Origin of the sequence: Streptomyces sp. HmicA12 (assembly GCF_000373565.1) — a bacterium.
GTDB lineage: Bacteria > Actinomycetota > Actinomycetes > Streptomycetales > Streptomycetaceae > Streptomyces.
The window spans coordinates 314,381-338,547 of the sequence record NZ_KB891820.1; the positions used below are offsets into that span (position 1 = coordinate 314,381).

24 protein-coding genes are annotated in these 24,167 nt (G+C 72.4%); 17 read left to right on the forward strand and 7 right to left on the reverse strand.

The window, feature by feature from the left end; translation table 11 throughout:
• The first annotated feature begins 68 nt into the window (after positions 1-68).
• The 4 genes from B072_RS0127730 to B072_RS0127745 all read left to right on the forward strand — a co-directional run bounded on the left by B072_RS0127730 (position 69) and on the right by B072_RS0127745 (position 3,610).
• The gene (locus B072_RS0127730; protein WP_018533217.1) at positions 69-1,310 is read left to right on the forward strand and encodes a helix-turn-helix domain-containing protein; all 1,242 of its coding nucleotides are present in this window, start codon (positions 69-71) and stop codon (positions 1,308-1,310) included.
• Positions 1,311-1,333: 23 nt separating this feature from the next.
• Positions 1,334-2,323 (forward strand): acyltransferase domain-containing protein, encoded by a 990-nt coding sequence (locus tag B072_RS0127735; protein ID WP_018533218.1) that lies wholly within the window; start codon positions 1,334-1,336, stop codon positions 2,321-2,323.
• Positions 2,324-2,380: 57 nt separating this feature from the next.
• The gene (locus B072_RS0127740) at positions 2,381-3,061 is read left to right on the forward strand and encodes a class I SAM-dependent methyltransferase (protein ID WP_018533219.1); all 681 of its coding nucleotides are present in this window, start codon (positions 2,381-2,383) and stop codon (positions 3,059-3,061) included.
• 111 nt (positions 3,062-3,172) lie between these two features.
• A complete protein-coding gene (locus tag B072_RS0127745; protein ID WP_018533220.1) occupies positions 3,173-3,610 on the forward strand; it encodes a DoxX family protein in 438 nt (145 codons plus the stop codon).
• Between the two features lie 83 nt (positions 3,611-3,693).
• On the opposite strand, the gene B072_RS0127750 is transcribed toward B072_RS0127745, so the two are convergent.
• The gene (locus B072_RS0127750; protein ID WP_018533221.1) at positions 3,694-4,182 is read right to left on the reverse strand and encodes an RNA-binding S4 domain-containing protein; all 489 of its coding nucleotides are present in this window, start codon (positions 4,180-4,182) and stop codon (positions 3,694-3,696) included.
• Between the two features lie 127 nt (positions 4,183-4,309).
• Between B072_RS0127750 and B072_RS0127755 the strand changes: the two genes are divergently transcribed.
• The 4 genes from B072_RS0127755 (at position 4,310) to pip (ending at position 9,595) form a co-directional block, all read left to right on the forward strand.
• Positions 4,310-5,704, forward strand: coding sequence for a M20/M25/M40 family metallo-hydrolase (locus B072_RS0127755; RefSeq protein WP_018533222.1), 1,395 nt, complete (start codon positions 4,310-4,312; stop codon positions 5,702-5,704).
• On the forward strand, positions 5,701-7,227 hold the full coding sequence (locus tag B072_RS0127760) for a YfcC family protein (protein WP_018533223.1): 1,527 nt from the start codon (positions 5,701-5,703) through the stop codon (positions 7,225-7,227). The genes B072_RS0127755 and B072_RS0127760 overlap by 4 nt, the downstream gene beginning before the upstream one ends.
• 180 nt (positions 7,228-7,407) lie before the next feature.
• Positions 7,408-8,619: an MFS transporter gene (locus B072_RS0127765; protein ID WP_018533224.1), complete on the forward strand. Its 1,212-nt coding sequence runs from the start codon at positions 7,408-7,410 to the stop codon at positions 8,617-8,619.
• Positions 8,620-8,644: 25 nt separating this feature from the next.
• Positions 8,645-9,595, forward strand: a complete 951-nt coding sequence (pip, locus tag B072_RS0127770) for a prolyl aminopeptidase (protein WP_018533225.1) — start codon at positions 8,645-8,647, stop codon at positions 9,593-9,595.
• 16 nt (positions 9,596-9,611) lie between these two features.
• Here the strand turns inward: pip and B072_RS0127775 are convergent, their stop codons facing one another.
• Positions 9,612-10,289: a GntR family transcriptional regulator gene (locus B072_RS0127775; protein WP_018533226.1), complete on the reverse strand. Its 678-nt coding sequence runs from the start codon at positions 10,287-10,289 to the stop codon at positions 9,612-9,614.
• Positions 10,290-10,424: 135 nt separating this feature from the next.
• Here B072_RS0127775 and B072_RS0127780 point away from each other — a divergent pair, with 135 nt between their 5' ends.
• The 3 genes from B072_RS0127780 to B072_RS0127790 all read left to right on the forward strand — a co-directional run bounded on the left by B072_RS0127780 (position 10,425) and on the right by B072_RS0127790 (position 13,874).
• Positions 10,425-11,900 (forward strand): NCS1 family nucleobase:cation symporter-1, encoded by a 1,476-nt coding sequence (locus B072_RS0127780; protein ID WP_018533227.1) that lies wholly within the window; start codon positions 10,425-10,427, stop codon positions 11,898-11,900.
• A 115-nt stretch (positions 11,901-12,015) separates the two neighbouring features.
• Positions 12,016-12,984, forward strand: coding sequence for a glycoside hydrolase family 6 protein (locus B072_RS0127785; RefSeq protein WP_234018931.1), 969 nt, complete (start codon positions 12,016-12,018; stop codon positions 12,982-12,984).
• Between the two features lie 71 nt (positions 12,985-13,055).
• A complete protein-coding gene (locus B072_RS0127790; RefSeq protein WP_018533229.1) occupies positions 13,056-13,874 on the forward strand; it encodes a nucleotidyltransferase family protein in 819 nt (272 codons plus the stop codon).
• Here the strand turns inward: B072_RS0127790 and B072_RS0127795 are convergent.
• Complete coding sequence (locus B072_RS0127795; protein WP_043244801.1) at positions 13,847-14,398, reverse strand: 2'-5' RNA ligase family protein; 552 nt, start codon at positions 14,396-14,398, stop codon at positions 13,847-13,849. The genes B072_RS0127790 and B072_RS0127795 overlap by 28 nt on opposite strands.
• A 125-nt stretch (positions 14,399-14,523) precedes the next feature.
• On the opposite strand from B072_RS0127795, the gene B072_RS0127805 reads away from it, so the two are divergent.
• The gene (locus tag B072_RS0127805) at positions 14,524-16,347 is read left to right on the forward strand and encodes an FUSC family protein (RefSeq protein WP_234018932.1); all 1,824 of its coding nucleotides are present in this window, start codon (positions 14,524-14,526) and stop codon (positions 16,345-16,347) included.
• A 9-nt stretch (positions 16,348-16,356) separates the two neighbouring features.
• Here B072_RS0127805 and B072_RS0127810 read toward each other — a convergent pair whose 3' ends face one another.
• Positions 16,357-17,208, reverse strand: a complete 852-nt coding sequence (locus tag B072_RS0127810) for a S1 family peptidase (RefSeq protein WP_018533233.1) — start codon at positions 17,206-17,208, stop codon at positions 16,357-16,359.
• A gap of 105 nt (positions 17,209-17,313) precedes the next feature.
• A complete protein-coding gene (locus tag B072_RS0127815; protein ID WP_018533234.1) occupies positions 17,314-18,447 on the reverse strand; it encodes an endonuclease/exonuclease/phosphatase family protein in 1,134 nt (377 codons plus the stop codon).
• 85 nt (positions 18,448-18,532) lie between these two features.
• Between B072_RS0127815 and B072_RS0127820 the strand changes: the two genes are divergently transcribed.
• From B072_RS0127820 to B072_RS0127830, 3 genes are all read left to right on the forward strand, one after another.
• Positions 18,533-20,005, forward strand: a complete 1,473-nt coding sequence (locus B072_RS0127820; protein ID WP_018533235.1) for an amidohydrolase — start codon at positions 18,533-18,535, stop codon at positions 20,003-20,005.
• 106 nt (positions 20,006-20,111) lie between these two features.
• The gene (locus B072_RS0127825; protein WP_018533236.1) at positions 20,112-20,804 is read left to right on the forward strand and encodes a DUF899 domain-containing protein; all 693 of its coding nucleotides are present in this window, start codon (positions 20,112-20,114) and stop codon (positions 20,802-20,804) included.
• A 245-nt stretch (positions 20,805-21,049) separates the two neighbouring features.
• Positions 21,050-21,232, forward strand: coding sequence for a hypothetical protein (locus B072_RS0127830; protein WP_078506606.1), 183 nt, complete (start codon positions 21,050-21,052; stop codon positions 21,230-21,232).
• Between the two features lie 358 nt (positions 21,233-21,590).
• Here B072_RS0127830 and B072_RS0127835 read toward each other — a convergent pair whose 3' ends face one another.
• Positions 21,591-22,043, reverse strand: coding sequence for a hypothetical protein (locus B072_RS0127835; protein WP_018533238.1), 453 nt, complete (start codon positions 22,041-22,043; stop codon positions 21,591-21,593).
• A 77-nt stretch (positions 22,044-22,120) separates the two neighbouring features.
• Entirely contained in the window at positions 22,121-22,693 is a 573-nt protein-coding gene (locus B072_RS44225) for an ATP-binding protein (protein WP_106432949.1), read from the reverse strand.
• 255 nt (positions 22,694-22,948) lie between these two features.
• Between B072_RS44225 and B072_RS0127845 the strand changes: the two genes are divergently transcribed.
• The gene (locus B072_RS0127845) at positions 22,949-23,818 is read left to right on the forward strand and encodes a helix-turn-helix domain-containing protein (protein ID WP_018533240.1); all 870 of its coding nucleotides are present in this window, start codon (positions 22,949-22,951) and stop codon (positions 23,816-23,818) included.
• Positions 23,819-24,091 (forward strand): DUF397 domain-containing protein, encoded by a 273-nt coding sequence (locus B072_RS0127850; protein ID WP_018533241.1) that lies wholly within the window; start codon positions 23,819-23,821, stop codon positions 24,089-24,091.
• The last annotated feature ends 76 nt before the right edge of the window (positions 24,092-24,167 follow it).

Consider the following 24,167-nt stretch of genomic DNA (forward strand, 5'->3'; position numbering starts at 1 on the left):
CGCACATGATGCAGACTCGTGGGGCAGCGCTTAACTGGTCGGTAACGCAGAATTACCGGGGGAAACTTGTGACGCGTGACAAGACCGGGGCCATGGGCCCACTGATCGTCGCCGGGGTCCCGGCCGCCGCCCGGCTCCGGGCCCGCGTCCCCGCCCTGACCCGGCGCGTGGTGACCCGGCTGCGCAGCGAACTCCCGGTCTACGCCGAACTGCCCGGCGAGGAGATCGCCGGGGACATCGCCGACATCGTGCAGTACAGCCTGCGGCTGCTCGCGGACGTCATCGAGCACCGAAGACCCGCCACCCACGGTGAGCTCGCCCAGCAGCGCGACTCGGCGGCCCAACGGGCGGAGGAGGGCGTGCCGTTGGACGCGATCCTCACCGCGTACCAGATCGGCATGGCCATGTGCTGGGCCGAGCTGTCGCAGGACGCGCGCCCCGACGAACTGCCCGACCTGAAGGAGGCCGTCGACCGGATCATGGTGCTGCAGCGGCAGTTGACCTCCGCCGTCAGCCGCGCCTACCTCCAGGCCCGCGCCATCCTCGACAGCCAGGAACACGTCGGCCGGCACGCTCTGCTGGCCGCTCTGCTCGCGGGCGAGCCCACCGACCGGCCCGGGGTGCAGCGGCCCGCCGCCCTCTACGCCGCGCTGACCCTGCGCCTGGGGGCGCACCCCGACGAGACGCTGCCCGGGCCGGGCGCCGGGGTCGCCACCCGCCGCAAGATCCGCCGGGTGCGGGCCGCGCTCGACGCGTTCGCCGCGGGCACCGGGGAGCCCGCGCTGACCTCGCTCGACAGCTCCGGCGGCACGGCGCTGCTGCCGCTGGCCACCGCGCCGCCCTGGCCCGAACTGTGCGCCCTCGTCGGTACGGCGGCGGACGCGGCCGGGGTGCCGGTCACCGCCGCCGCGGCCGTCGTCGAGCCCCTCGCGGTGGCCGCCGCCGTCGCGGAGAACACGGAGATCGTCGACCTGGTGGAGCGCACCGGGCGCGGCCCCGGCCTGTACCGGCTCGCCGACGTCCTCCTCGACTACCAGCTCAGCCGCCCCAGCGTCGCCCTCGAGGGCCTGGCCCGGCTGCTCCAACCCCTGGAGGCGAAACCGGAGTTGCTGTACACGCTGGAGACGTATCTGCGCCACGGCCTGGACCGGCGCGGCAGCGCGGCCGCTCTGCACATCCACCCGAACACGGTCGACTACCGCATCCGTCGCATCGCCCGCCTCACCGGCCTGTCCCCGGCCGTCCCCGGCGACCTCCAGCACCTGACGGCCGCGCTGGTGGCGCGAAGGGCGCGTACGTTGAGTTCGTGAGCGGGGCGAACGAAGGAGACCGGGTGCGGGAGATACTGGACGTACTGAAGAGCGACGAGACCTGTGCGCAGTGGCTGCGGTCCCTGGAGGACCCGGAGATCCCGTGGCTGGAGGTCGCGCTGCCGGGTCCGTCGGAGCTGGCCGAGAGTCTGGTCGATCTGGGCGTACCGCACGAGGACATGGCTCAACTCCTTTCCCTTGCGGGGGAATTGAACCGCTCGGAGGAGTCGCGCGCGCTGCTCGGCAAGGCCGTTCGCGGACTGTTGTGGCAGCGCACGGGCGCACCCGACGAGGGCACCGGGCTCCCGGAGTTCCCCAGGGCCGCGGGGGCGATGGGGCGCTGCTTCGCCGTGTTCGTGTTCGCCGCCGCTCTGCCGCACACGCGCGTACGGCACCGCGAGCGCGGCATCCCGGACGACGTCTCGCGCCGCACGCTCGTCGACCTCGGCCGCAATCTCGCCGTGCACCGCCGCCGGTTCGGCACGACGGGCCTGCTCGTACCGTGGTGGCCGACCCGGCACTTCCGGGGCGAGCTCTACCAGTTGGGGCGGCTGCAGTTCGAGCGGCGGCGGCTCGGGGAGCGCATGGGGGCGGCGGTCGCGGGCGCGGGGCCCGGCGACCCGTGCCTGAGCGTGCACATCCCCGACTTCCTCGGGCCCCTGACCCCGCGCGCGTGCGACGAGTCGATCGCTCGGGCCCGGGAGTTCTTCGCACGGCACTACCCGGAGGAACCGGTGCGGGTGGCGGTGTGCCATTCCTGGCTCCTGGACCGGCAGTTGAAGCGGTACCTGCCGGCCGAGTCCAACATCGTCCGCTTCCAGGAGCGGTTCGACATCGTCCGCACCTCGTCGCAGCCGGAGGACGACACCCCGGTCGCCTTCGTCTTCGGCGGCACCGAGACACCGCGCGACCTGCTGCCCCGCCGCACCGGCGTGCAGCGCGCCGTCCTCGGCCATCTCGACGCGGGCGGGCACTGGTACCTGGGACACGGCTGGTTCCCGCTGCCGGTCTGACGCCGGGGCGCGGAACGCGCGGCGCGGGCTGTGCGTTCCTCGTGCATGAGCCTTGAGATGCGAGAGGGATACGAAGCGACGGGACCGGGCGCCCACACGCCCGACGGCTGTGCGGTGGAGCTGTACGCGCGACTGCCCGTCGAGGACGAGCCGGACATCGTCGCCGCGGCGGTGCCCGCGGGCGCGACTCTGCTCGAACTCGGCTGCGGCGTGGGCCGGGTGACGCACGAGCTGATCGAGCGCGGCTTCAAGGTGACAGCGGTGGACGAGTCCGCCGAGATGCTGGAGCGGGTCCGGGGCGCGCGCACGGTGCGCTCCACCATCGAGGGCCTGGACATCGGGGAGAAGTTCGACGTCGTGCTCCTCGCGTCGCTCCTGGTCAACACCGGGGACCCCGAGGTGCGGCGCGGCATGCTCGACACGGTCCGGCGGCATGTCGCCGACGACGGCTGCGTGCTGATCCAGCGGGTGCGGGACGGGGCGTACGAGAACCTGCCGCGGGAGCGGGTCTTCCCGGACGGGGGGTTCACCATCCGCATGGTGTCGTCGGAGCCGGTCGGCGGCGGGGTGCGCTCGACGAAGGTGGAGTATCTGTTCCCGGACGCCGTGTGGACGCAGACGTACCGGATCCGGCCGATGGTGCCGGCGGAGTTCGAACAGGCGCTCGCGGAGGCCGACTTGAAGGTCGACCGCTATCTGACCGAGGACCAGGTGTGGGTCCGGGTGGTGCCCGTCTGAGGTGATGGTCACCTGAGTCGGCGCGCGGCGGCGCGATGAGTTCCGGCGGTGGCCCCGGTCTTATCCGGTGACAGTGACCCACTGCTTCCACCCACCGCTCAGGAGACCGTCATGACGAACCTCGTCGCCGCCGCCTTCACCTCCACCGACGCCCCCGCCCGCTCCCGGCGCGCCCGGATCGCGCTGCGCACGACCGCGATCGTGCTCGCGGCGTTCTTCGGCATCGCGAGCGGAGCGCCCAAGCTCTTCGCCGCCCCCGCCGCGGTAGAGGCGTTCGACTCCATCGGGTGGGGTGCGCCGGGGATGTACGCGATCGGCCTGCTCGAACTGGCCGGGGCCATCGGCCTGTTGGTGCCGGTACTCTCCGGTCTCGCGCCGATCGGGCTGAGCGCGCTCATGGTCGGCGCCTTCGCGATGCAGGTCGTCGCCTTCGGCGGGGAGAACGCGGCGACGCCGCTGATCCTCCTCGTGCCCCTCGTCGTCCTGGCCCGGGCGCACCGCGGGCGCAACCGGGAGCTGGCCGCGCTGCTGCTGCGACGTGGCGCCTGAAGGTGCGTGGTCCGTGAACAGCCTTGTCGCCGGGGCCCATGGGAAGTGGGCCCCGGCGTCAAGGCTGTCCTCGTTCGGGTCGGTCAGTCCTGCTCCGGCTCCGCCCCGGGCCCCTGCCCGAAGACGCCGCGCAGCCGCTCCAGTTCCCGCCGGTCCCGCTTGGTGGGCCGGCCCGTACCGCGGTCGCGGACGCCGACCGGCGCCACGACCCCGCGCGGCGGAGGCGGCGGCGAGTTGTCGACGTAGGCCTCGACGGCGACCGGCGCGCCGACCCGCTTGCGGATCAGCCGCTTCACCACGACCACGCGCTCCCGGAGCCCGGGCTGGCGCAGCCGCACCTCGTCGCCGACCCGCAGCGCGTGCGCCGGCTTCACGCTCGTCCCGTTGACCTTGACGTGTCCGCCCTTGCAGGCCGCCGCGCCCGCCGAGCGTGTCTTGACCAGGCGTACGGCCCAGACCCAGCTGTCGACGCGCACGCTCTCGCCGCCCGCGGGGGCGGCCGCCCGTGCCGCGTCCGCCGGGTTCTTCGCCGTCCCGGATGCCTGCGGTGTCTGCGATGTCTCCGCTGCCATGGGTCGACCTTAATGCCGTTGCCCGAGTCGTTGCCGCCCCGTCGGCGAGCCCCGGACGAACCGCCCCGCCCCGACGCGGATAATCCGGGCGAACCGCACATACACCACAGTGAGGGGCGCGTACGTCATGGCAGACCTGCTGGACCCGCAAGACCCGCAGGCGGAAGTCGACCGGCTGATGGACGGACTGAGAGCCGACCTGGAGCGGCTCGCCGCCATCCCGTCGATCGCCTTCCCCGGCTTCCCGGCCGCTCCGGTGCACGAGGCCCACGACCTGCTCGTCGGCCTGCTGCGCGACGCCGGGGTCGACCGCATCGAGCGCATCGACCTGCCCGACACCGCCCCGGTGATCTTCGGTGAGATCCCGCCGCCCACCCCGGACGCGCCCACCGTTCTGCTCTACTCGCACTACGACGTGCAGCCGCCCGGCGACGAGAGCCTGTGGGAATCGCCGCCGTTCGAGCCGACGCCCGTCCAGGAAGCAGGGGGCGGCCTGCGGGCGCGCGGCATCGCCGACGACAAGTCCAACGTCATCGCGCACCTGGGCATGCTCCGGGCCTTCGACGGCCGCCCACCGGTCGGCGTCAAGATCGTCTTCGAGGGGCAGGAGGAGTACGGCAGCCCCTTCGACACCTATCCGCCCACCGACCCGGAGCGGTTCGCCTGCGACGCCATGGTCATCGCCGACCTCGGCAACCTGCGCCCCGGCACCCCCACCCTCACCACGGGCCTGCGCGGCGCCGCCGAGGTCGTGGTCGAGGTCCGCACTCTCCAGGAGCCGCGCCACAGCGGGGAGTTCGGCGGCGCCGCCCCCGACGCGCTGCTCGTCCTGCTCAAGGCCCTCGCGACCCTGCACGACGTCCACGGAGACGTCGCCGTCGAGGGCCTGCGCCGCGACGAATGGACCGGCGCCGGTTACACGGAGGACGAGTTCCGCGACCTCGCCGGCATCGAGGCCGGCCTCCCGCTCCTCGGCAGCGGCACGCTCGGCGAGCGCCTGTGGAGCGGCCCCGCGATCACCGTCATCGGCCTCGACGCGCCGAGCGTGGACCACGCCGCGTCCGCCGTGGTCCCGTACGCCCGCGCCAAGCTCAACCTCCGCTTCCACCCGCGCCAGGACCCGCACGAGGCCCAGGCCGCCCTGGTCGACCACCTCCGCGCGCTCAAGCCCTTCGGCGTCCCGCTCACCGTCACCCCCGGCGACACCGGACCCGGCTACGAGGCGGCGACCGAAGGGCCCGCCTACCGTGCCGCCCGCGCCGCGCTCGCCGAGGCCTGGGGCACCGACGCCTCGTACATCGCGACCGGCGGCTCCATCCCGCTGGTCAACGGACTCGCGCAGGCCGCCCCGAACGCCGAGGTGCTGCTCTTCGGCGCCCAGGACAACCAGTGCAACCTGCACGCCCCGAACGAACGCGTCCTGTTCTCCGAACTGCGCGCCACGGTCGTCGCGATGTGCGCGTTCGTGCGCGCGTACGCGGCGGACTTCAAGCCCGGCGACAAGGACAGGGGCGAGGCATGACGACGACCGCCCCCACGGGCGACCAAGAGCCGCCCACCAAGCGCAGGTTCACCTTCCCGAGCGCCCTCACCGTCCTCGCCGTCGTCACCGTCGCGGTCTGGCTGCTCGCCTTCCTGATCCCCTCCGGCCAGTACAACCGCAACGGCGACGGCGCCCCGGTCGAGGGCACGTACCACCGCGTCCCGTCCGGCCAGTCCTTCGTCGACCGCCTCAACGACCTGTTCCTCTCCCCGGTCAACGGCCTCTACGGCATCCAGGACCCCAAGACCTCCCTCGTCGGACCCGACAACTCCGGTGATCTGTACGGCAGCGCGGGCGTCTTCCTCTTCGTGCTCGCCATCGGCGCGTTCATCACCGTCGTCTTCGCGACCGGAGCCCTCGACCGCGGCATCGGCCGCCTCGCCCACCGGCTGCGCGACCGCGGGGCGCTGCTCATCGCGGGCGTCATGGTCGTCTTCTCGGTGCTCGGCACCGTCGAGGGCTTCGCCGAGGAGACGCTCGGCTTCTACGGCCTGATCGTGCCGCTGATGCTGGCGCTCGGCTACGACCGGATGACGGCGGTCGGCGCGATCATCCTCGGCGCGGGCATCGGCGTGCTGTGCTCGACCGTGAACCCGTTCGCGACCGGGGTCGCCTCGTCCGCGGCCGACATCTCCCTCGGCGACGGCATCGTGCTCCGGTTCGTCATGTGGGTGGTGCTGACGGCGGTGACGGTCGCGTACGTCATCCGGTACGCGAAGCGCGTACAGAGGAATCCGGAGCGCTCCCTGTCCGGGTTCCTGCCCGGCGACCGCGAGACGTCCGACGCCGCCTCCGGCGCCGAGGTGCCCGAACTCACCGGGCTCCACAAGGCGGTGCTCATCGGCACGGCACTCGTCTTCGCCTTCATGATCTTCTCGGTCGTGCCCTGGGCCAGCGCGCTCACCGGCGACGCGGACGCGACCCCGTACGGCTTCGAACTCGACTGGTCCTTCCCGCAGTTGGCGGCGCTGTTCCTGTGCGCGGCCGTGCTGCTCGGGCTCGTGGGCCGGATGGGCGAGCAGAAGCTCAGCTCGACGATCATCCAGGGCGCCGCCGACTTCGTGTCGCCCGCGCTCGTCATCCTGCTCGCCCGCGGCGTCACCGTGATCATGAACAACTCGAAGATCACGGACACGGTGCTGCACGCCATCGAGGGCGTCGTCGAGGGCACCTCCTCCGCCATCTTCGCGATCATCGTCTTCGTCGTGAACCTGCCGCTCGCCTTCCTCATCCCGTCCACCTCCGGGCACGCGACCCTCGCCATGCCGATCCTCGCGCCGCTCGCCGACTTCGCGGGCGTCTCGCGGGCCGTCGTCGTCACCGCGTGGGAGGCGGCCAGCGGCTGGATGAACCTCTGGGTGCCCACGACCGCCGTCACCATCGGCGGCGTGGCCCTCGCCAAGGTCGGCTACGACAAGTACCTGCGGTTCGTCTGGCCGCTGCTGGCACTGCTCTTCATCCTGATCTGCGCGTTCGTCGCGCTGGGGGCGGCCTTCACGTGACGCCCGAGCGGTGAGCCCCTGACGTGGCCGGCATGGACACACTCGGGGAACCCGACGAGCGGATCACCCGCTGCCGCCCCCGCCCCCGGCCCGGCCTCTCCTGATCTGCTGCCCGTTCACCGGAACGGAGCAGCAGATCAGGAGAGGCCGGGCCGGTCTTCCTAGCGTGAAGGAGTGACGATGCCTACGACTCCTCCGACGCCCGCGCCGGCGCAGCACGCCAAGCCTCCGGCCGCTGCCTATCGCAACCTCGTCGTGGCCACGGTGGGATTCGCCCTCACCTTCTGGGCCTGGAACCTGATCGCGCCCCTGGCCGGCGTCTTCGGCTCCGATCTGAACCTCAGCTCGTTCGCCCAGTCGTTCCTCGTCGCGGTGCCCGTGCTCGTGGGCTCGCTCGGCCGCATCCCGGTCGGCGCGCTCACCGACCGGTACGGCGCACGGCTGCTGTTCCCGCTGATCTCGGCGCTGACGATCATCCCCGTACTGCTGGTGATCCCGGCCCGGCACAACTTCCTCGCGATGATCCTCGTGGGCTTCCTGCTCGGCCTCGGCGGCACCACCTTCGCCATCGGCATCCCGCTGGTGAACTCCTGGTTCCCGCCCGCGCACCGGGGCCTGGCGCTCGGCGTCTTCGGCATGGGCATGGGCGGCGTCGCCCTCTCCGGCTACTTCACGCCGCGCATCGCCAAGCACGGCGAGAACCTGCCGTTCATCGTCGTCGCCGTCGCGCTCGCCGCGTACGCGGTCCTCGCGGCCGTCCTGATCACCGATCACCCGGACCGCAAGATCCCCACGACGTCGCTCGGCAAGCGTCTCGGCGCGGCCGGAAAACTCCGCGTGACCTGGGAACTCTCGGCCCTGTACGCGATCGGCTTCGGCGGCATCGTCGCCTTCGGCGTGTACCTGCCCACGTACCTGAAGACCTGGTACGAGCTCAGCCCCACGGAGGCCGGCACCAAGGCGGCGGGCTTCGCGCTCGTCACCGTCATCTTCCGCCCCATCGGCGGCTGGCTCTCCGACCGCATCCATCCGGCCGTCGTCACCGCGTGCGCGCTCGCCGTCGTCGCCGTGTTCGCGATCCTCCAGGCCTTCGACCCGCAGCTGAGCCCCATGGGCACGATCTGCTTCCTGCTGATGGCGGCGGGCCTCGGCACCGCGAGCGGCTCCGTCTTCGCCCTCGTCTCGCAGGTCACCCCGCAGCCCCAGGTCGGCTCCGTGACCGGCATCGTCGGCGCGATGGGCGGCCTCGGCGGCTTCGTCCCGCCGCTCGTCATGGGCGCCATCTACAGCGCCAAGGGCTCGTACTCGATCGGCTTCATGCTCCTGTCCGACCTGGCGCTCGCCGGGTGCGTGTACGCGTACGGGCGGATGCGGACCATCAAGGCGGACTGAGCCCCTACGGCCCTAGGCTCGCCCGATGCCCCTGTACCCGGACATCGAACCGTACGACCAAGGCCTGCTCGACGTCGGCGACGGCAACCGCGTCCACTGGGAGACCTGCGGCAACCCGCACGGCGAGCCCGCACTCGTGCTGCACGGCGGACCGGGATCGGGCGCGGGGCCCTTCTACCGGCGCTGGTTCGACCCCGCGCGCTACCGCATCGTCCTGCTCGACCAGCGCGGCGCGGGCCGCTCGACCCCGCCGGCGGCCGCGTACGCGACGGACATGAGCGTCAACACGATCCCGCACCTCATCGCCGACCTGGAGCTGCTGCGCGCGCACCTCGGCATCGAACGGTGGCTGGTGGCGGGGCTCTCCTTCGGCTCGGTCCTCGGCCTGCGGTACGCGCAGACGCACCCCGGCGCCGTGACCGGACTGGTCCTCACCGGCCTGGCCACCGGCAGCCGGGAAGAGGTGCGCACCATGATGCGCGGGCTCGGCAAGGTGTTCCCCGAGGCGCACGCGGCGTTCGTCGCGGGCGTCCCCGAGGCGGACCGGGACGGCGACCTCGCGGCCGCGTACAACAGGCTCCTGGAGTCTCCCGACCCCGAGGCGCGGGAGCGGGCCGCGCTCGCCTGGACCGACTGGGAGACGGCCATGGCCTCGCTGCCGCCCCGCTCCGTCGGCCGCTACCAGGACCCCGTCTTCCGCTACGGTTTCGCGCGCACCGTCACCCACTACTGGTCGCGGGACCACTTCCTCGGCGGTCCCGAGACGGTGCTGCGCGACCTGCCGCGGCTCAAGGGGATCCCGGGCGTGCTGGTGCAGGGGACGCTCGACCTGAACAACCTCATCGGCATCCCGTGGCGCATCGCGCGGGCCTGGCCGGACGCGGAGCTCGTGATGGTGGACCAGGCGGGGCACGACGCGGGAGCCGCGGGGATCGTGGACCAACTGGTCGCGGCCACCGACCGGTTCGGCACCTGACGCGCCCCGGGAGGGACTACGGGCGCTCCTCGTCACCGAAGAGGTGCCGCACGGTTGAGCGGTAGTTGGTGCGTACGTGGTCCAGCGCCACCGCCCGCGCCCGCTCCGCGTCCCCCGCGGCCACGGCGTCGTACAACTCCCGGTGCTCGGCGAGCTGTTGAGGCCACTCCTCGTTGCGCCGGGTGAGCCAGCGCAGCCGTCCGGCGACCGGCTGCATCACGGTGACGAGGAGAGCGTTCCCCGAGAGCGCCAGCAACTGGTCATGGAAGCGGGAGTTGACGTCGGTGAGGGTCTCGGCGTCGTTCTCGCGGGTCGCCTCGGCGGCGCGGTCGAGCAGCTCGGCCGGCCGAACCAGCTCCTCCCGGGTCGCCCGACCGGCGGCGAGCCCGGCCGCGTACACCTCCAACGCCTCGCGCAGCTCGAAGAGTTCGGCGACGTCGGTGCGGGTGAGGGTGCGAACGACGGCGCGGCGCGGCGTCTCGAAGGTGACGAACCCCTCGGCGACCAGCGCCCGCACGGCCTCGCGCACCGGCACCCGTGACACCCCGAACCGCTCGGCGAGCTCCCGCTCGACCAGCCGGTCGCCGGGCCGCAGCCGACCGCCGATGACGTCCTGCCGCAGCGTGCCGAGCACACGCTCGCGCACCGCGCCCAGCGGCTCGGTCGGTCCAGCACTCAGGTCGGCCGTCGTCATGCCCCCATTTTCACCGATCGGCGCCGCGGTGATTTACCGAGCCGTAACTGCAGGGACATTGCGGGGAGTTGCCGAGCGCGGGAGCATGACGGCGCTTTGGTATACCAAAGACGTCCAGGGATCCAGGAGGCTCTCATGTCCGTGGCCGAACCGGTGAAGGCGTCGCCGTGGGGCGGCGGTGACTTCGTCCCCGACCCCCGTCTGGTCAACGAGGACCTCGCCCCGGCGGGCGAGGGCGCACGCACATGGAAGGTCTACGACCTCTTCGCCCTGTGGATGTCCGACGTCCACAACCTGGGCAACTACACCTTCGCGGCGGGCCTGTTGGTGCTCGGTCTCAACGCCTGGCAGATCTTCACGGCCCTGCTCATCGGCTTCGTCGTCATCTACGCCGGCTGCAACGCGATGGGCCGTATCGGCCAGCGCCACGGCGTCCCGTTCCCGGTGGTCAGCAGGATCGGCTTCGGGGTCTGGGGCGCGAACATCCCGGCTCTCGTCCGCGCCGTGATCGCCATCATGTGGTACGGCATCCAGACCTACCTGGCGTCGGTCGCGGTGAACGTGATGATGCTCGCGGCGTTCCCGGGCGTGGAGTCGTGGACCCGTCACTCCTTCCTGGGTCTGCACGCCCTGGGCTGGGCGTCCTTCCTGACCCTCTGGCTGGTGCAGTTCCTGATCATCACGCAGGGCATGGAGTCGGTCCGCAAGTTCCAGGACTTCTGCGGCCCGGCGATCTGGGTGGTGATGATCGCGCTGGCGGTCTGGATCTGGGCGAAGGCCGGCTGGACCATCTCCCTCACGACGACACCGCACCCGGTCTCGACGGGCGAACAGTTCAGGCAGTGGTTCGGCGCGATAGGCCTGATCCTGGCGACGTACGGCACGCTGATGCTCAACTTCTGCGACTTCTCGCGCTTCGCGCCCGACTACAGGACGGTGCGGCGCGGCAACTTCTGGGGCCTGCCGATCAACTCGACCGCCTTCGTGGTGCTGTCGGTCGTCGTCACGGCGGGCAGCGTGGAGGTCTTCGGTGAGGCGATCACCGACCCGGCGATGCTGGTGGCGCGGATCGGCAACACCTGGGTCCTGATCTTCGGCGCGCTGACCTTCGCGATCGCCACGATGGGCGTCAACATCGTCGCCAACTTCGTCTCTCCGGCCTACGACTTGGCGAACGTCTGGCCACAGAAGATCACGTTCAAGGTGGGCGGGGCGATCTCGACGGTGGCGGCGCTGGTGGTCACGCCGTGGAACCTGTACTCGAACCCGAACGTCGTCAACTACTTCCTGGGCGGACTCGGGGCCTTCCTCGGGCCGCTGTTCGGCATCATCATGCTCGACTACTTCTGGGTGAAGCGTGGCAAGATCGACACGCAGGCCCTCTTCGACGCGACGCCCGGCTCGCGCTACTACTACCGCCACGGCGTGAACCCGAAGGCGCTCGCGGCGTTCGTCCCGTCGGCGGCGCTGGCCGTGATCCTGGCCCTGGTCCCGTACTTCGACGACGTGGCGGCCTACTCGTGGTTCATCGGGACGGCGGTGTCGGCCGTCCTGTACGGGGTGATCTGCCGCTCGGAGCGGATGCTCGACGGCGACGTGGCGGCCGCGTGACGGAAGAAGGACGACCGGGCGTGGGGCTCGGACGCGGGGGCCGAACGAGTGCATCCCGGGGTAACCCGGCTTGTCCCGGCGCCCGTTCGGCAGGCCGGCGACGCATCATCCGGCCATGCTCATGTCCCCGCGCCCGGTCCTCGGCGCCCTCCTCGCAGGCTTCCTGGCGCTGACGCCGACGACGACCACGGCGCACCCGTCGGAAGCGCCCCCCACCACCTTCTGGGTGGACCCCGGCACCCCGGCCGCCCACCAGGCGGCGGCCTACCGCGCCCAGCACCGCGAGGCCGACGCCCGCCTCATCGACCGCATCGCCACCCGCCCCCAGGCGACCTGGCTCAACACCCCCGACCCCGGCCCGACGGTCCGCACGGTCACCCTGACCGCGTCCCGCGCCCACCGCACCCCGGTCCTGGTCGCCTACCACATCCCGCACCGCGACTGCGGCCTCCACTCGGCGGGCGGCGCCGGCGACGCGGCGGCCTACCGCGCGTACGTCAACTCCTTCGCGGCGGGCCTGGGTTCACGCCCCGCGTACGTGATCGTGGAGCCGGACGCGGTGTCCTCGATGGTGGCGGGCTGCGCGGGCGCGAAGGCGCAGGAACGATACGCCCTGCTCACGTACGCCGTGACCCGCCTGGCGCGGCAGCCCCGCACCCGGGTGTACCTGGACGCGGGCAACGCGAGCTGGATCCCCGACGTGTGGCAGCTCGCGGCGGCGCTGAAGTCGGCGGGAGTCGCCAAGGCGCACGGCGTCGCCCTGAACGTCTCCAACTACCGTACGGACAAGGAGACCACGGCCTACGGACACCGCCTGGTGACCGCGCTCGGCGGTGGCAAGCGGGTAGTGATCGACACCAGCCGCAACGGCAACGGCCCGTACAAGGGCACGGACGCCTGGTGCAACCCGCCGGGCCGCGCCCTGGGCGTCCCGCCGACGACGCGCACGGGCGACCCGGTGGTGGACGCCTACCTGTGGGTGAAGCGCCCGGGAGAGTCGGACGGGACGTGCCGGGGCGGGCCGTCGGCGGGTCAGTGGTGGGCGGCCCAGGGGTTGGAGCTGGCGCGGAACGCGAAGGGCTAGATCTGCGAGCAGGGCCGCCATCCGCGAATAATCGACGGCGTCGCAGGTCACGTCCTGGATAGCGTGTCCCCATGCCCGTACCGAACGACGCCCCGGCGCCCGTCGACGACGCCGCCTTCCTCGACCGCCTCGTCGACACCCTCGCCGCTCTCCCCGGCGTCCGCGCCGTCGCCCTCGGAGGCTCCCGCGCCCAGGGCACCCACACCCCCGACAGCGACTGGGACACCGCCGTCTACTACCGGGGCGGTGAGGGGCTGTTCGAGCCGCAGGACCTGCGCGACCTCGGCTGGGAAGGTGAAGCCTCCGAGATCGGGGGATGGGGTGGCGGGGTCTTCAACGGCGGGGGCTGGTTCAGCGTCGAGGGGCGGCGCGTCGACGTCCACTATCGCGATCTCGACGACATCGAGCGCGTGCTCGCCGACGCCGAGGCCGGGCGGTTCCAGGTCGAGCCGCTGATGTTTCACCTCGCCGGGATTCCGAGCTACCTCGTCGTCGCCGAGCTCGCCGTCAACCAAGTGCTGCGGGGGAAGGCTCCGAAGCCGGACGGGTATCCGGTCGCGCTGCGCGAGGCCGCGGCCGCGCAGTGGTGGGGGCGGGCCGTCATGACGCTGCACTACGCGCGAGAGGGGTTCGCACCGAAGAGCGGGCGGACCGAGGTGGTCGGCGCGATCGCCGTCGCCGCCGCTTCGGCCGCGCACGCGGTGCTGGCCGCGCGCGGGGAGTGGGTGACCAATGAGAAGCGGTTGCTGGCGCGGGCCGGGCTGCGGGGCGTCGACGAGATCGTGGCGGACCGCGAGCTCGGGCTCGTCGAACTCGTCGACCGGGCGCAGGAGTTCATGGCCGCCGTCGTGGCCGACGCGCGTCAGCGGGGCAAGCGGGACAAGGGGTAGGCGCGGACGTCCCGCCATGGGGTGCCTCGGCCGTCCGACACGATCAGGCGCACCTCGGTGACCCGGGAGGCGAGGGGGAGGTGCGGGGTGACGTCCGATTCCGGGATGTCGTCCGTGCCCGGACCGCTCGCCAGCGTCAGGTGCGGTTCCAGGCCCGCGTCGCCGAAGACGCCCCGGTACGGGACCGCTTCCGGCCAGCGCCCGCGCAGGGACCGGGTGAGCGCACGGAGCGGCTCCGCGGGGGACGGCGCCAGGTAGAGGACTCCCGGCCAGCGGCGCGGCTTCCGGAAGGTGAGCGTGAAGGCCGGGGTCGCGGAGAGCAGCGCCCGCAGGGCCCCGTCCCCTTCCTCCGTCAGACGGGCCAGCGGCAGGAACGGGTACAGGACCGTCACGTGCGCCCGCGCCGGGGTGCGGACCAGGTGGTCCGCCTCGGGGACGTGGATCGACAGCGCCGTGTCGCCGACGGCGTCCGGCCAGCCGTCGTCGGTCGTACGGGTGGCACGCGTCGTCCGTGGTGTGGGCACGGTCAAGTGTCACATCGCGGAAATACGGGCGTTCCTTCCCCTCCATGAACTCCCGTTACCGTGGAGGGACCAGTTCAGGTCTGGCCGATGTCGTCCGGCACCATCCCGTACGACAGGAGCCCGTCTTGCGCCGCCCGACGCGTCCGCGCCCGAGCCTTCGTCTCCGCCCGCTTCCGCCCTGGCTCGGTCACGCCCTGCGCGCCCAGCGAGCCCCGGTTCCGTGGCCCGCCGTCGTGCGCGGCGCGCTCGCCGCCGGACCGCTGCTTCTCCTCGCGATCCTGCTCTGCCGACCCTCCAGCGGTGTGCTGCTCGCCCTCGGCGCCATGCTCGCCGGTGTCAACGACCGGCCGGGGCCCCGGCTCGCCGCCCTGACCCGGCTCGGCGGGCCCGCGCTCGCCGGAGGGCTCGGCATGGTGGTCGGCACCCTGGCGGGGAGCCTGCTCGGGACGGGTGGCTTCCTCATCGCTGCCGCGTTCACCGGGCTCGGACTGGTCGGCGGCGCGTTCAGCGCCGTGGGACCCGTCGCCTCCGCCTGCGGTACGCAGCTCCTGGTGACCGTCGCCATAGGCGCGGGGATGCCGCTGCCCGAGGCCGGATGGCTGCGCGGGGTGCTCTTCGCGGCCGGTGCCGCCTGGCTGATCGTGCTGCGGGTGCTGCTGCCCTCGCCCGCCCGGGGCAGACGCCCGGGCTCCGTGTACGGCTATCTGTACGACGGTGAACGCGCCGCCGTCGCGGCCGTGTACGACGCCGTCGCCGGGCTCCTCGACGCCGCCGGCGGGCCGCACGCCCGGGCCCGCCGCGCCGCCCTCACCGCCGCGCTCGACCAGGCCCAGGACGCCCTGCGCGGGGACGGGGCCGCGGCCCGGCGGCTGCGGGCCCAGTACGTCGCCGCGCTGCCGCTCGCCGAGGCGGCCACCGCGCTCGCCTGGGCCGGGAAGGCCGTCCCCGAGCGGGCCTGCGAGGGACCGCGCCGGCTCGCGGCCGCGGTGCGCAGTGGTTCGGCCACGGGTCCGCTGCCCGCGCCCGCCCGGTACGACGCGGGGCTGCGCGCCCTCGACGAGGCGTTGCTGCGCGCCGCCGAGGTGTTCGACGGGGGAGGGGCGCCCGCAGCCCCGCGGCGCAGGAACAGCCCGGCGGCCCTGCTGCGCAAGGCGGCCGGGCCCGCCGGACGCGAGTACGGGCTCCGCGTCGGGCTCTCCTTCGGGGCCAGCGCCGCCGTCGCCCAGGCGCTGCACCCCGTGCACTGGTACTGGCTGCCCGCCACCGCCGTCTTCCTCGTCAAGCCGGACCTGGGCCCGCTCGCCTCGCGCGTGCTGTGCCGGGCCGCCGGGACCGTCGCGGGCGCCGCCGCGTTCGCGGGGCTCGCCGCGCTGCTGCCGAGGCCCGCCGGGCTCGTCGTGCTCGTGGCGCTGTGCGGGGCGCTGATCCCCGTGGCCACCCGGCACTTCGCCGCGCAGACCGCGGTCGTCACCGTGCTCGTCCTGTCCCTCGTGATGGTGGGCGGGGAACCGCAGGCGTCGGTCAGCCGGATCACCGAGACGCTGCTCGCCTGCGCCATCGTGCTGATCGCCGGCCACCTGCCGGGACCCGGAACCCAGCGCGGCGGCGGCGTACGGGTGCGGGTCGCCGTCGCCCGCGAGGCCGCCCACGCGTACGTACGGCACGTGCTCAGCGAGGAGTCCGGCGGGCCGCAGGACCGGGCCCGGCGGTGGGCGCTGCGCCGCGAGGCGTACCGGACGCTGGCCCAGGCGCGGGCCGCCGTCGATCTGGCCGCCGCCGAACTGCCCGTCGTCGCCCGGCACTCGGACGGGGCGCGACAGGTGACCGTCGTCCTGGAACGGCTCGTCGACACGACCACCGCGTGCGCCGTCCAGGTCGACGACACCGGGCGGGTCCCGGAGCGGCACGCCGAGCGGATCGGCGTGCTGCTCGCGGAACTCGCGGCATGAGGCAACCGGCTACGGCTTGGGCAGTTCACACCCCGGCGCCGACAGGTCGATCTTGTTGCCGGTGACCACGCACGGCACGATCCCGTACGTCTGCTGCGCGTAGTTGATGCCCTCGCGCACCGTCACGTTCCCGCTCTCGTCCACCTCGCACGGGTTGTTGTCCGTGCACTCCTCGCCGTTCTCGTTACCGGTGTTGTTCACCGCGACGACCTTGCCGGTCGCCTGGTCGAGAACGGGAGAACCCGACGTGCCGCCGATCGTCTCGCAGGCGGAGGTGTAGCGGACCGAGTCCTTCCAGGTCCACTCGCCCTCCTTGAGGCGGTACGCGAAACCGTCGATCGAGCAGTTGTACGTCTTCTTCCAGTAGCCGGAGACCACACTGATCGCCGTGCCCTGGGTGGGGTGGTCGGCCGACAGTTCCAGGGCCTTGATGCCGTACGAGTTCTCGATCTGCGCGTACGTGGAGGTGAGTTGGTAGAGCGAGACGTCGGTGTCGGTCATCGTCCCGTACGCCACCTTGCTCGCCCGCAGCGTCGCGACCTTGCTGCCGGAGGCGTTGAGCAGGCTGAACGTACGCGACGACGCCTGGTCGATCACGACCTCGCCGGGGCCGGGGAAGCCGGACTCCAGGCAGTGGCCGTTGGACATCACCAGGGCGGGGTCCGTGGGCTGCGAGTCCGGGACGCGGACGACGGAGCCGGAGCAGTTGCTGAGCGCGACCGTTCCGGCGAAGGTCACGGCCTTGGCTCTGGGCTTGGCGGCCACGGACGAACCGTCGACGGCGGCCGCGGGGGCGGTGGTTGCTGCGGCGGCTCCTAGAACGATCATGCCCAGGAGCGCACCGGCGAGAGACTTCTTCATGTGGGGGGTCCTCTCGTGCGTATCGCCATTCTTGGCATGAGCATTGTGATGGCGTACGGCTCAGCGGACAACAGTGCCTCCCCAGCGAACACGCCCCCGGGGCGATCAGGGCAGCGGATCGATCCAGACCGGCGCGTGCTCCGAACCCGCCGCGTCCCGGCGCTCGTTGGGGTCGTCGTCGTCGTCGTCGTCGTCGCCGTCGCCGACGGACGGCAGCGGGGGTGGCTCGGCCGCCTCCTCGTGCGGTACGCCCGTTCCGGCGCGGGAGATGCGGCCGACGAGCCCGTGCGTGACGAAGACGTGGTCGATCAGCTCCCGGCGGCCCGCGTGCACTCGTGAGTGGCGCTGGTCCTCCGGGATGAGCGGCGCGACGTTCCACAGGCGTTGCGCGTCGCCCTGGTCCGGGCGGTCGAAGCCGGGCGTCCCGATCTCGGGGCCGGGCGGTCCCTGGAGGATCCGGGTGGTCGTGGCGTGCGTCTCGTCGTTGAAGTCGCCCAGCACGACGACGCGTTCGGGCCGGCCGTCCTCGCCGATGAGCCGGTCGGCGACCGCGCGCACCGTGGCCGCCTCCGCCGCCCGGCGCTGCGGCGGGTACACCGCGTAGCGCGCCCGCTCGCCCTCGTCGCGCGGCTGGAACCGGCCGCCCGGACAGCTGATCAGCTTCGACTTCAGGTGGCACACGGCAGCCGTCAGCCAGGCCGCCCGGGTGGAGAAGAGCACGGCGAGCACCCCGCGCCCGGCCCGGTCCGTGGTCCGGCCGTCATCGGCGACCTGCACCGGCAGCGGCCGTGCGGGGAACAGGGGCGTGTCCGCGACCGCGCTCACCACGACGTCGCTGACGAAGCCCACCCGGATCCCCCGCTCGTCGGGGAACTCGGACAGCGTCGCCGAGTACCGCCCGTCCAGCATCCGCGTCAGGTCGTCGAGCGCCGCGGGATCGCCGACCTCCTGGACGCCGAGCAGTGTGGGCCGCAGCCGGTTGACCGTGGCCGCGAGGGCGGCGGCCGGCTTCGCCTCGTACGCCGCTTTGTCACGGGGACCGAACGGGCCACCGGGGCGGTAGAGGTTCTCCAGGTTCCCAGTGCCGACGAGCGTGAGGGCCGCTCCATCCCGGTCGGTGGGGGCTCGGCCCGGACCGGGCCGGGGCGGCCGGCGTGGCAGGACGGTCCGGCGGGGGACGGCGCGTACGCACGATGCGCGGTCCGGGTGGCCACCGCGGCGGAACGGGCCGTACGCCACCGGGCGCACTCCGGGCGGGACCGGCCCGGGCCCACCTTCCCGCCGGTCCGGAACCGGTCCAGCCCCACCCCGCTACCGTGACCCCATGGCCGCCCCCACCGCACCCGCGAGCCCCGCGTCCGCGAGCCTTCCGCCCGCCGACCTGATCGTCACGGGCTGCACCGCCCTGCTGCACGCGGACCCGGACGAGCTCGATCCCCAACGCGCCGCCGAAGGAATCGAGTTCAGGCCCGACACGGCGATCGTCGTCCGCGACGGCATCATCGCCGATGTCACCGACAGTGCCGCCGCGTCCCGCATGGAGAGCGTCGAGCGGATCGACGCGCACGGCCTCGTCGCCCTGCCGGGTCTCGTCAACTGCCATACGCACAGCCCGATGGTGGCCCTGCGCGGCCTCGTCGAGGACCGGCCGGAACAGGAGTGGTTCAACGACTGGATCTGGCCGATCGAGTCCAACCTCACCCCGCGCGTCGTCGCGCTCGGCGCCCGCTTGGCCTGCGCCGAGATGATCCGCGGGGGCGTCACGTGCTTCGCCGACCACTACTTCGCGATGGACGTCATCGCCGACGTCGTCACCGAGACCGGGCTGCGCGCCAATCTCGGCGAGGCGTTCTTCTCCTCGCAAGAAGCCGGGCAAGAAGCTTCGCAGGGAGCGTCACAGGGCGCCTCGGAGGGCGTCGCCCAGGGATCGGAGGGACTCGCCCGTTCCCTGGACTTCGCGCTCACCCACCGCGGCCGCGCCGACGGCCGCATCACCACCTCCCTCGCGCCGCACGCCCCGTACACCGTGACCGCCGAGGACCTCGCCGCGACCGCCCAAGTGGCGCGCGAGCACGATCTGTTGGTGCACCTGCACGCCGCCGAGAACCGCGCCCAGACCGACACCAGCCTGGCCCGCCACGGCCGCACCCCCATCGACGTGCTCCACGACACCGGACTCCTCGACGTCGACGTCCTCATCGCCCACGGCACCGGGATCCTGGAACGCGACCTGCCCGCCCTGCGGGCCGCGCGCGGCAGGACCGGGATCGCCACCGCGCCCCGCGGCTACATGAAGTTCGGCTGGGACACCACGCCCGTACGCGCCCTCGTCGACGCCGGCGTCCACGTGGGCCTCGCCACCGACGGCGCCGCCTCCAACAACACCCTCGACGTGTGGGAGGCGATGACGCTCACCGCGCTCGTGCAGAAGCAGACCGAACACGACCCCCGCTGGCTGACAGCCCGTCAGGCCCTGCGCCACGCGACGCTGGACAGCGCCCGGGCCGTCGGCCTCGGCGACACCGTCGGCTCCCTCGCACCCGGCCGCCGCGCCGACCTCGTCCTCGTGGACCTGAACGGCCCGCACACCCAGCCCGTGCACGACCTCGCCGCGACCCTCGTGCACAGCGCGCGCTCCGCCGATGTCCGCACCACGATCGTCGACGGCAGGGTCCTGATGCGCGACGGACGGCTCACCACCGTCGACGTACCGTCCGTGACAGGGGAGTTGAGTCAACTGCTGCCCGCACTCGTCGAGCGCGGGCACGGCAAGCGGATCCAGGAGTACGACACCTGAGCGCGCCCACCCCGGAGAATCTCTTCGAAGATTTTCTTCCCGTGAGCGATGAGTTCCGCGACCGCCCCCGGTCACCCCTCCGAGAGACCCGACCCGAGGAGGAACCATGGGGCTGCCGAAGGTGGTCACCCGGGACGAGTGGCGTGCCGCTCGCGAAGAGTTGCTCGCCCTGGAGAAGACGGCGACCCGGGCGCGCGACGCGCTGAACACGCGGCGGCGCGAGCTGCCCATGGTGGAGGTCGACAAGCTGTACGTGTTCGAGGGCCCGGACGGCAAGTCCGAACTCCTCGACCTGTTCGAGGGACGGCCCCAACTCGTCGTCTACCACTTCATGTTCGCGCCGGAGTGGGAGGCGGGCTGCACCAGCTGCTCCGGCTTCCTCGACCAGATCGGACACCTGGCCCACCTGCGCGCCCGCGGCACGGCGTTCGCGGCGGTCTCCCGCGCGCCCTTCACCAGGATCCTGCCCTTCAAGGCGCGGATGGGCTGGACCGTGCCCTGGTACTCCTCGAACCTCAGCGACTTCAACCAGGACTTCGGCGCCACCGTCGAGGGCGAGGACGGCGAACCCCAGGAGCGCCCGGCCCTGAGCTGCTTCCTGCGGGAGGGGGAGCGGATCTACCACACGTACTCGGCGTTCGACCGAGGCCTGGACAACATCGGCTTCACCACGAACCTCATCGACCTCACCGCCCTCGGCCGGCAGGAGGCATGGGAGAAGCCGGAGGGACGAGCGTCGTCGCTCGGGGCGCCCGCGGGCAGTGCGCGGGTGCGGTACCACGACGAGTACGTCGACTGACGACCGTCCCGGACTTCCCGGACGCACCAGCCGTCCCGACCGCCCTGACCTCGTCCCAACTCGGTGTCATTCTTGTCACGTTGCGAGTCCTTACCCGTCCTGTCAGCGTTCTCCTTCACACAGGGCGCCGGACCGTTCCGGAGCCCGCGCTTCAGGTGCGACAGGCACGGCACGTACGTCGCGTACGGCACGCACGACCCGTACGACACGTGCGACACGTATGACACGGGGGACAGGGACGGACAATGATCAACGCACGAGTGGTACTGCAACGCTTCCCGGCCGGCGGGCCTCGCGGCTCCTGGCCGGCCGAGGACTTCGCGCGCCGGTGTCGGCTCGAGGGCCAACCGGCCGAAGTGGTCATGGACTTGGCGACCGACGCGTTCCTCGTGATCGTGCGGGAGGCTATGCCGGAACCCGTGGCCTGACCCCGCCCGCACCGGTACCGGGAGGCCTCCGCGGCCCCACGACCGGGATGGCCGGAAGGCGGCCCGTCCGCGTCACCGGAGGAGTCGGGGCCGAGACGCCGTGCCGGAGCGCGGCTACGGTGGTGGCAACGGTCGGCCATGGCAGGCCATGGCCGGCGACGGCCGGTCGGGCCTCACCGGCCGTGCGGCACACCGCGCACGCCCTCGAACCATCTCGGACCATGTGGACACGGGGACTCGGCGCGGGACGTCGGGAGCGGGAGCCCCGACGTCCTCGCCGGTGAACTGCCTTGCCTGCTCGGCACGTTCCGACGCGGGCGGCCGCGAGTCAGAAAGCCGCGCCCCGGGAAGCCGCGACTCAGGGAGTCCCGACGGACCGGGACCAGGCCGGGGTCGTCCCGGTCACCCGGCACAGCGCGAGATACAGCGGGATCGGCGGCGTGTAGGGCACCGACACGTCGGGGCAGTGGATGAGAGCCGGTACCCGTGCCGCGTCCGGCACCACGGCTCCCGCCGTGTAGCGCGCGGGCGCGGGCCACTCGAGCGCCACGTCCGAGTCCGACGGCACGAGCCACCACCAGTGCCCCTCGGCCGCGTACACGCAGCCCATCCGGGGCAGCCGCGGCGTCATCGCGCGGGCGAAGCTCTCGGGCACGGCCACCGCGTCGCAGCCGAGCGGCGCCGTCATGCCGTCCGGCACCGTCAGGCGTATGAGGGGTGCGGGCGGGCGCGGAGTGTGTCGTCGCCGGGCGAGCCCGACCAGCGAGTCCAGCTGCATCGTCCGCATCGTGCCCGTCTTCACCACGCCCATCCGTTCCCGTTCAGCACGCTCGTCGGTTCAGCACGCTTGTCGATCCTCACCCGGCCCAGAGTGTCCGCGGCCGGGGTCTACCAGGCCCATCCGCCGCTGTCGGGTGCGTCCGGCACCGGCCCGGGGCCCGTGGCCTGCGCCCCGGCGTCCCGCGGCAGCTCCGCCCAGACGAGCAGGCCGGGGCCGTTCTCCTGGGCTCCCCATGCCGCGGAGACGGCGGCGACCAGGAGCAGCCCTCTGCCGTGCTCCTCCTCGGGAGCTGTCCGGCCCGCCGAGCCGGTGTCACCGGGGATCAGGCCCTCGTCGCGCACGGCTATCCGTACGCGCTCGCCGTCCCCGGCCGCGGCGGCCTCGTGGGTACGCAGATCGTGCAGTTCGCAGTGGATACGGCGGCTCGCCGTGTGCACGATCGCGTTCGTGACCAGTTCGGACACGACGAGGGCCGCCGCGTCACAGGTGTCCTCGCACGCGCCCCACCCACTGAGCTGGGCGCGCGTCATACGCCGGGCCTGTGCGGCGGAGCCCGGATGGGGAGCCAACTCGAAGCTGCTGCGGCGGACCGGGTACATCGACGATGTACCCATACGGTCACCGAGAGTAGTTTCGATGGCTTCTGTTCCTAAGGGCGCGGACGGAGTCACGCTTGCCACTATCGCCCCGTCGTGAACACTTGGCAAGAGCCACTCTGAAAAGTGCAGAGTGCAGTGTGCCGCCCGGATCGGACATGGCAGACTGCTCGCAACAGCCCGCCGCACGGCGGCTCCTGGATGCGAACCGCGAGAGAATCCGCCGATGAACGGCTCTTTCTCGCGGTTGTGCGTGTCTGGGTGCGGCTGGATTCGGTCACTGGACAGTTACTGGGACAACGGGTCGGACACGGGTCGGACTGCTGGGAGGGATGCGGCGTGAGTGAACCGCGGTCCGCGCCGACGGTCGGCCAGGTCGTTCTCGGCCGCCGTCTCCAGGACTTGCGCGAGGGTGCGGGGCTCAAGCGCGAGGACGCCGCGAAAGTACTCCGTGTAACCGCCGCGACGGTTCGCCGCATGGAGACCGCCGAGGTCGGGCTCAAGATCCCGTACCTGCAGATGCTCCTGAAGTACTACGGCGTCACCGACGCAGAGGCCGACGCGTTCGTGCAGCTCGCCGAGGACGCGAACAAGCCGGGCTGGTGGCAGCGGTTCCACGACATCCTGCCCGGCTGGTTCTCGATGTACGTGAGCCTGGAGGGCGCCGCCTCACTCATCAGGTCGTACGAGCCGCACTTCGTGCCCGGACTCCTGCAGACCGAGGACTACGCGCGCGGGGTGCTGAAGTCCGGTGCGATCGGCCGCTCCCTGGTCGACGACCCGGACCGCGTCGAGCGCCACGTCGACCTGCGCATGCGGCGCCAGGCCCTGCTCACCCGCGAGGACGCGCCGCGGCTGTGGGTGGTCATGGACGAGACCGCGCTGCGGCGGCCCGTCGGCGACGCGGGCGTGATGCGCGGGCAGATCGACCGGCTCCTCTCGGCGATGGAGCTGCCGAACGTGACGCTCCAGGTCGCCCGGTTCGCGTCCGGCCCGCACCCGGGCACGTACGGACCCTTCGTGCTGTTCCGCTTCGCCGTGCCGGAGCTGCCCGACATGGTCTACAGCGAGTACCTGACCGGCGCCGTCTATCTCGACGCGCGCCCCGAGGTGGCCACCCACCTCGAGGTCATGGACCGCATGGCGGCACATGCCGCGACGGCACAACGCACAAAGGAGATCCTGACCGATCTCCGCAAGGAGCTGTGAATGGACCAGATCAAGGACCGAATACGAGGCGTCGACGGCGAGCCGATCTACAACGGCATGCCCGCGCGCCAACTCGGCACCGAAGGCTGGCACAAGCCCTGGAGCGGCGGCAACGGAGGCAACTGCCTCGAAGCGATGAAGCTCGCCGACGGTCGCGTCGCCGTCCGCCAGTCCTCGGACCCCGACGGCCCGGCCCTGATCTACACACCCCAGGAGATCACCGCCTTCATCGAGGGCGCCAAGTCGGGCGCGGCGGACTTCCTCCTCCCCTGAACACGCCCCGAGCCCGCAGCCCGCAGCGACGGGTGGGTTTTCAGGGGGGCGCGGGGAACTGTGCGCCCGGCCACGT

Coding starts and splice junctions, on each gene's coding strand:
- B072_RS0127830 (WP_078506606.1), top strand. CDS start 21,050: ATGATCAACGCACGAGTGGTACTGCAACGCTTCCCGGCCGGCGGGCCT.
- B072_RS0127850 (WP_018533241.1), top strand. CDS start 23,819: ATGGACCAGATCAAGGACCGAATACGAGGCGTCGACGGCGAGCCGATC.
- B072_RS0127820 (WP_018533235.1), top strand. CDS start 18,533: ATGGCCGCCCCCACCGCACCCGCGAGCCCCGCGTCCGCGAGCCTTCCG.
- B072_RS0127755 (WP_018533222.1), top strand. CDS start 4,310: ATGGCAGACCTGCTGGACCCGCAAGACCCGCAGGCGGAAGTCGACCGG.
- B072_RS0127785 (WP_234018931.1), top strand. CDS start 12,016: ATGCTCATGTCCCCGCGCCCGGTCCTCGGCGCCCTCCTCGCAGGCTTC.
- B072_RS0127760 (WP_018533223.1), top strand. CDS start 5,701: ATGACGACGACCGCCCCCACGGGCGACCAAGAGCCGCCCACCAAGCGC.
- B072_RS0127825 (WP_018533236.1), top strand. CDS start 20,112: ATGGGGCTGCCGAAGGTGGTCACCCGGGACGAGTGGCGTGCCGCTCGC.
- B072_RS0127765 (WP_018533224.1), top strand. CDS start 7,408: ATGCCTACGACTCCTCCGACGCCCGCGCCGGCGCAGCACGCCAAGCCT.
- B072_RS0127780 (WP_018533227.1), top strand. CDS start 10,425: ATGTCCGTGGCCGAACCGGTGAAGGCGTCGCCGTGGGGCGGCGGTGAC.
- B072_RS0127835 (WP_018533238.1), bottom strand. CDS start 22,043: ATGGGCGTGGTGAAGACGGGCACGATGCGGACGATGCAGCTGGACTCG.
- B072_RS0127775 (WP_018533226.1), bottom strand. CDS start 10,289: ATGACGACGGCCGACCTGAGTGCTGGACCGACCGAGCCGCTGGGCGCG.
- B072_RS0127740 (WP_018533219.1), top strand. CDS start 2,381: ATGCGAGAGGGATACGAAGCGACGGGACCGGGCGCCCACACGCCCGAC.
- B072_RS0127750 (WP_018533221.1), bottom strand. CDS start 4,182: ATGGCAGCGGAGACATCGCAGACACCGCAGGCATCCGGGACGGCGAAG.
- B072_RS0127810 (WP_018533233.1), bottom strand. CDS start 17,208: ATGAAGAAGTCTCTCGCCGGTGCGCTCCTGGGCATGATCGTTCTAGGA.
- B072_RS0127790 (WP_018533229.1), top strand. CDS start 13,056: ATGCCCGTACCGAACGACGCCCCGGCGCCCGTCGACGACGCCGCCTTC.
- B072_RS0127745 (WP_018533220.1), top strand. CDS start 3,173: ATGACGAACCTCGTCGCCGCCGCCTTCACCTCCACCGACGCCCCCGCC.
- pip (WP_018533225.1), top strand. CDS start 8,645: ATGCCCCTGTACCCGGACATCGAACCGTACGACCAAGGCCTGCTCGAC.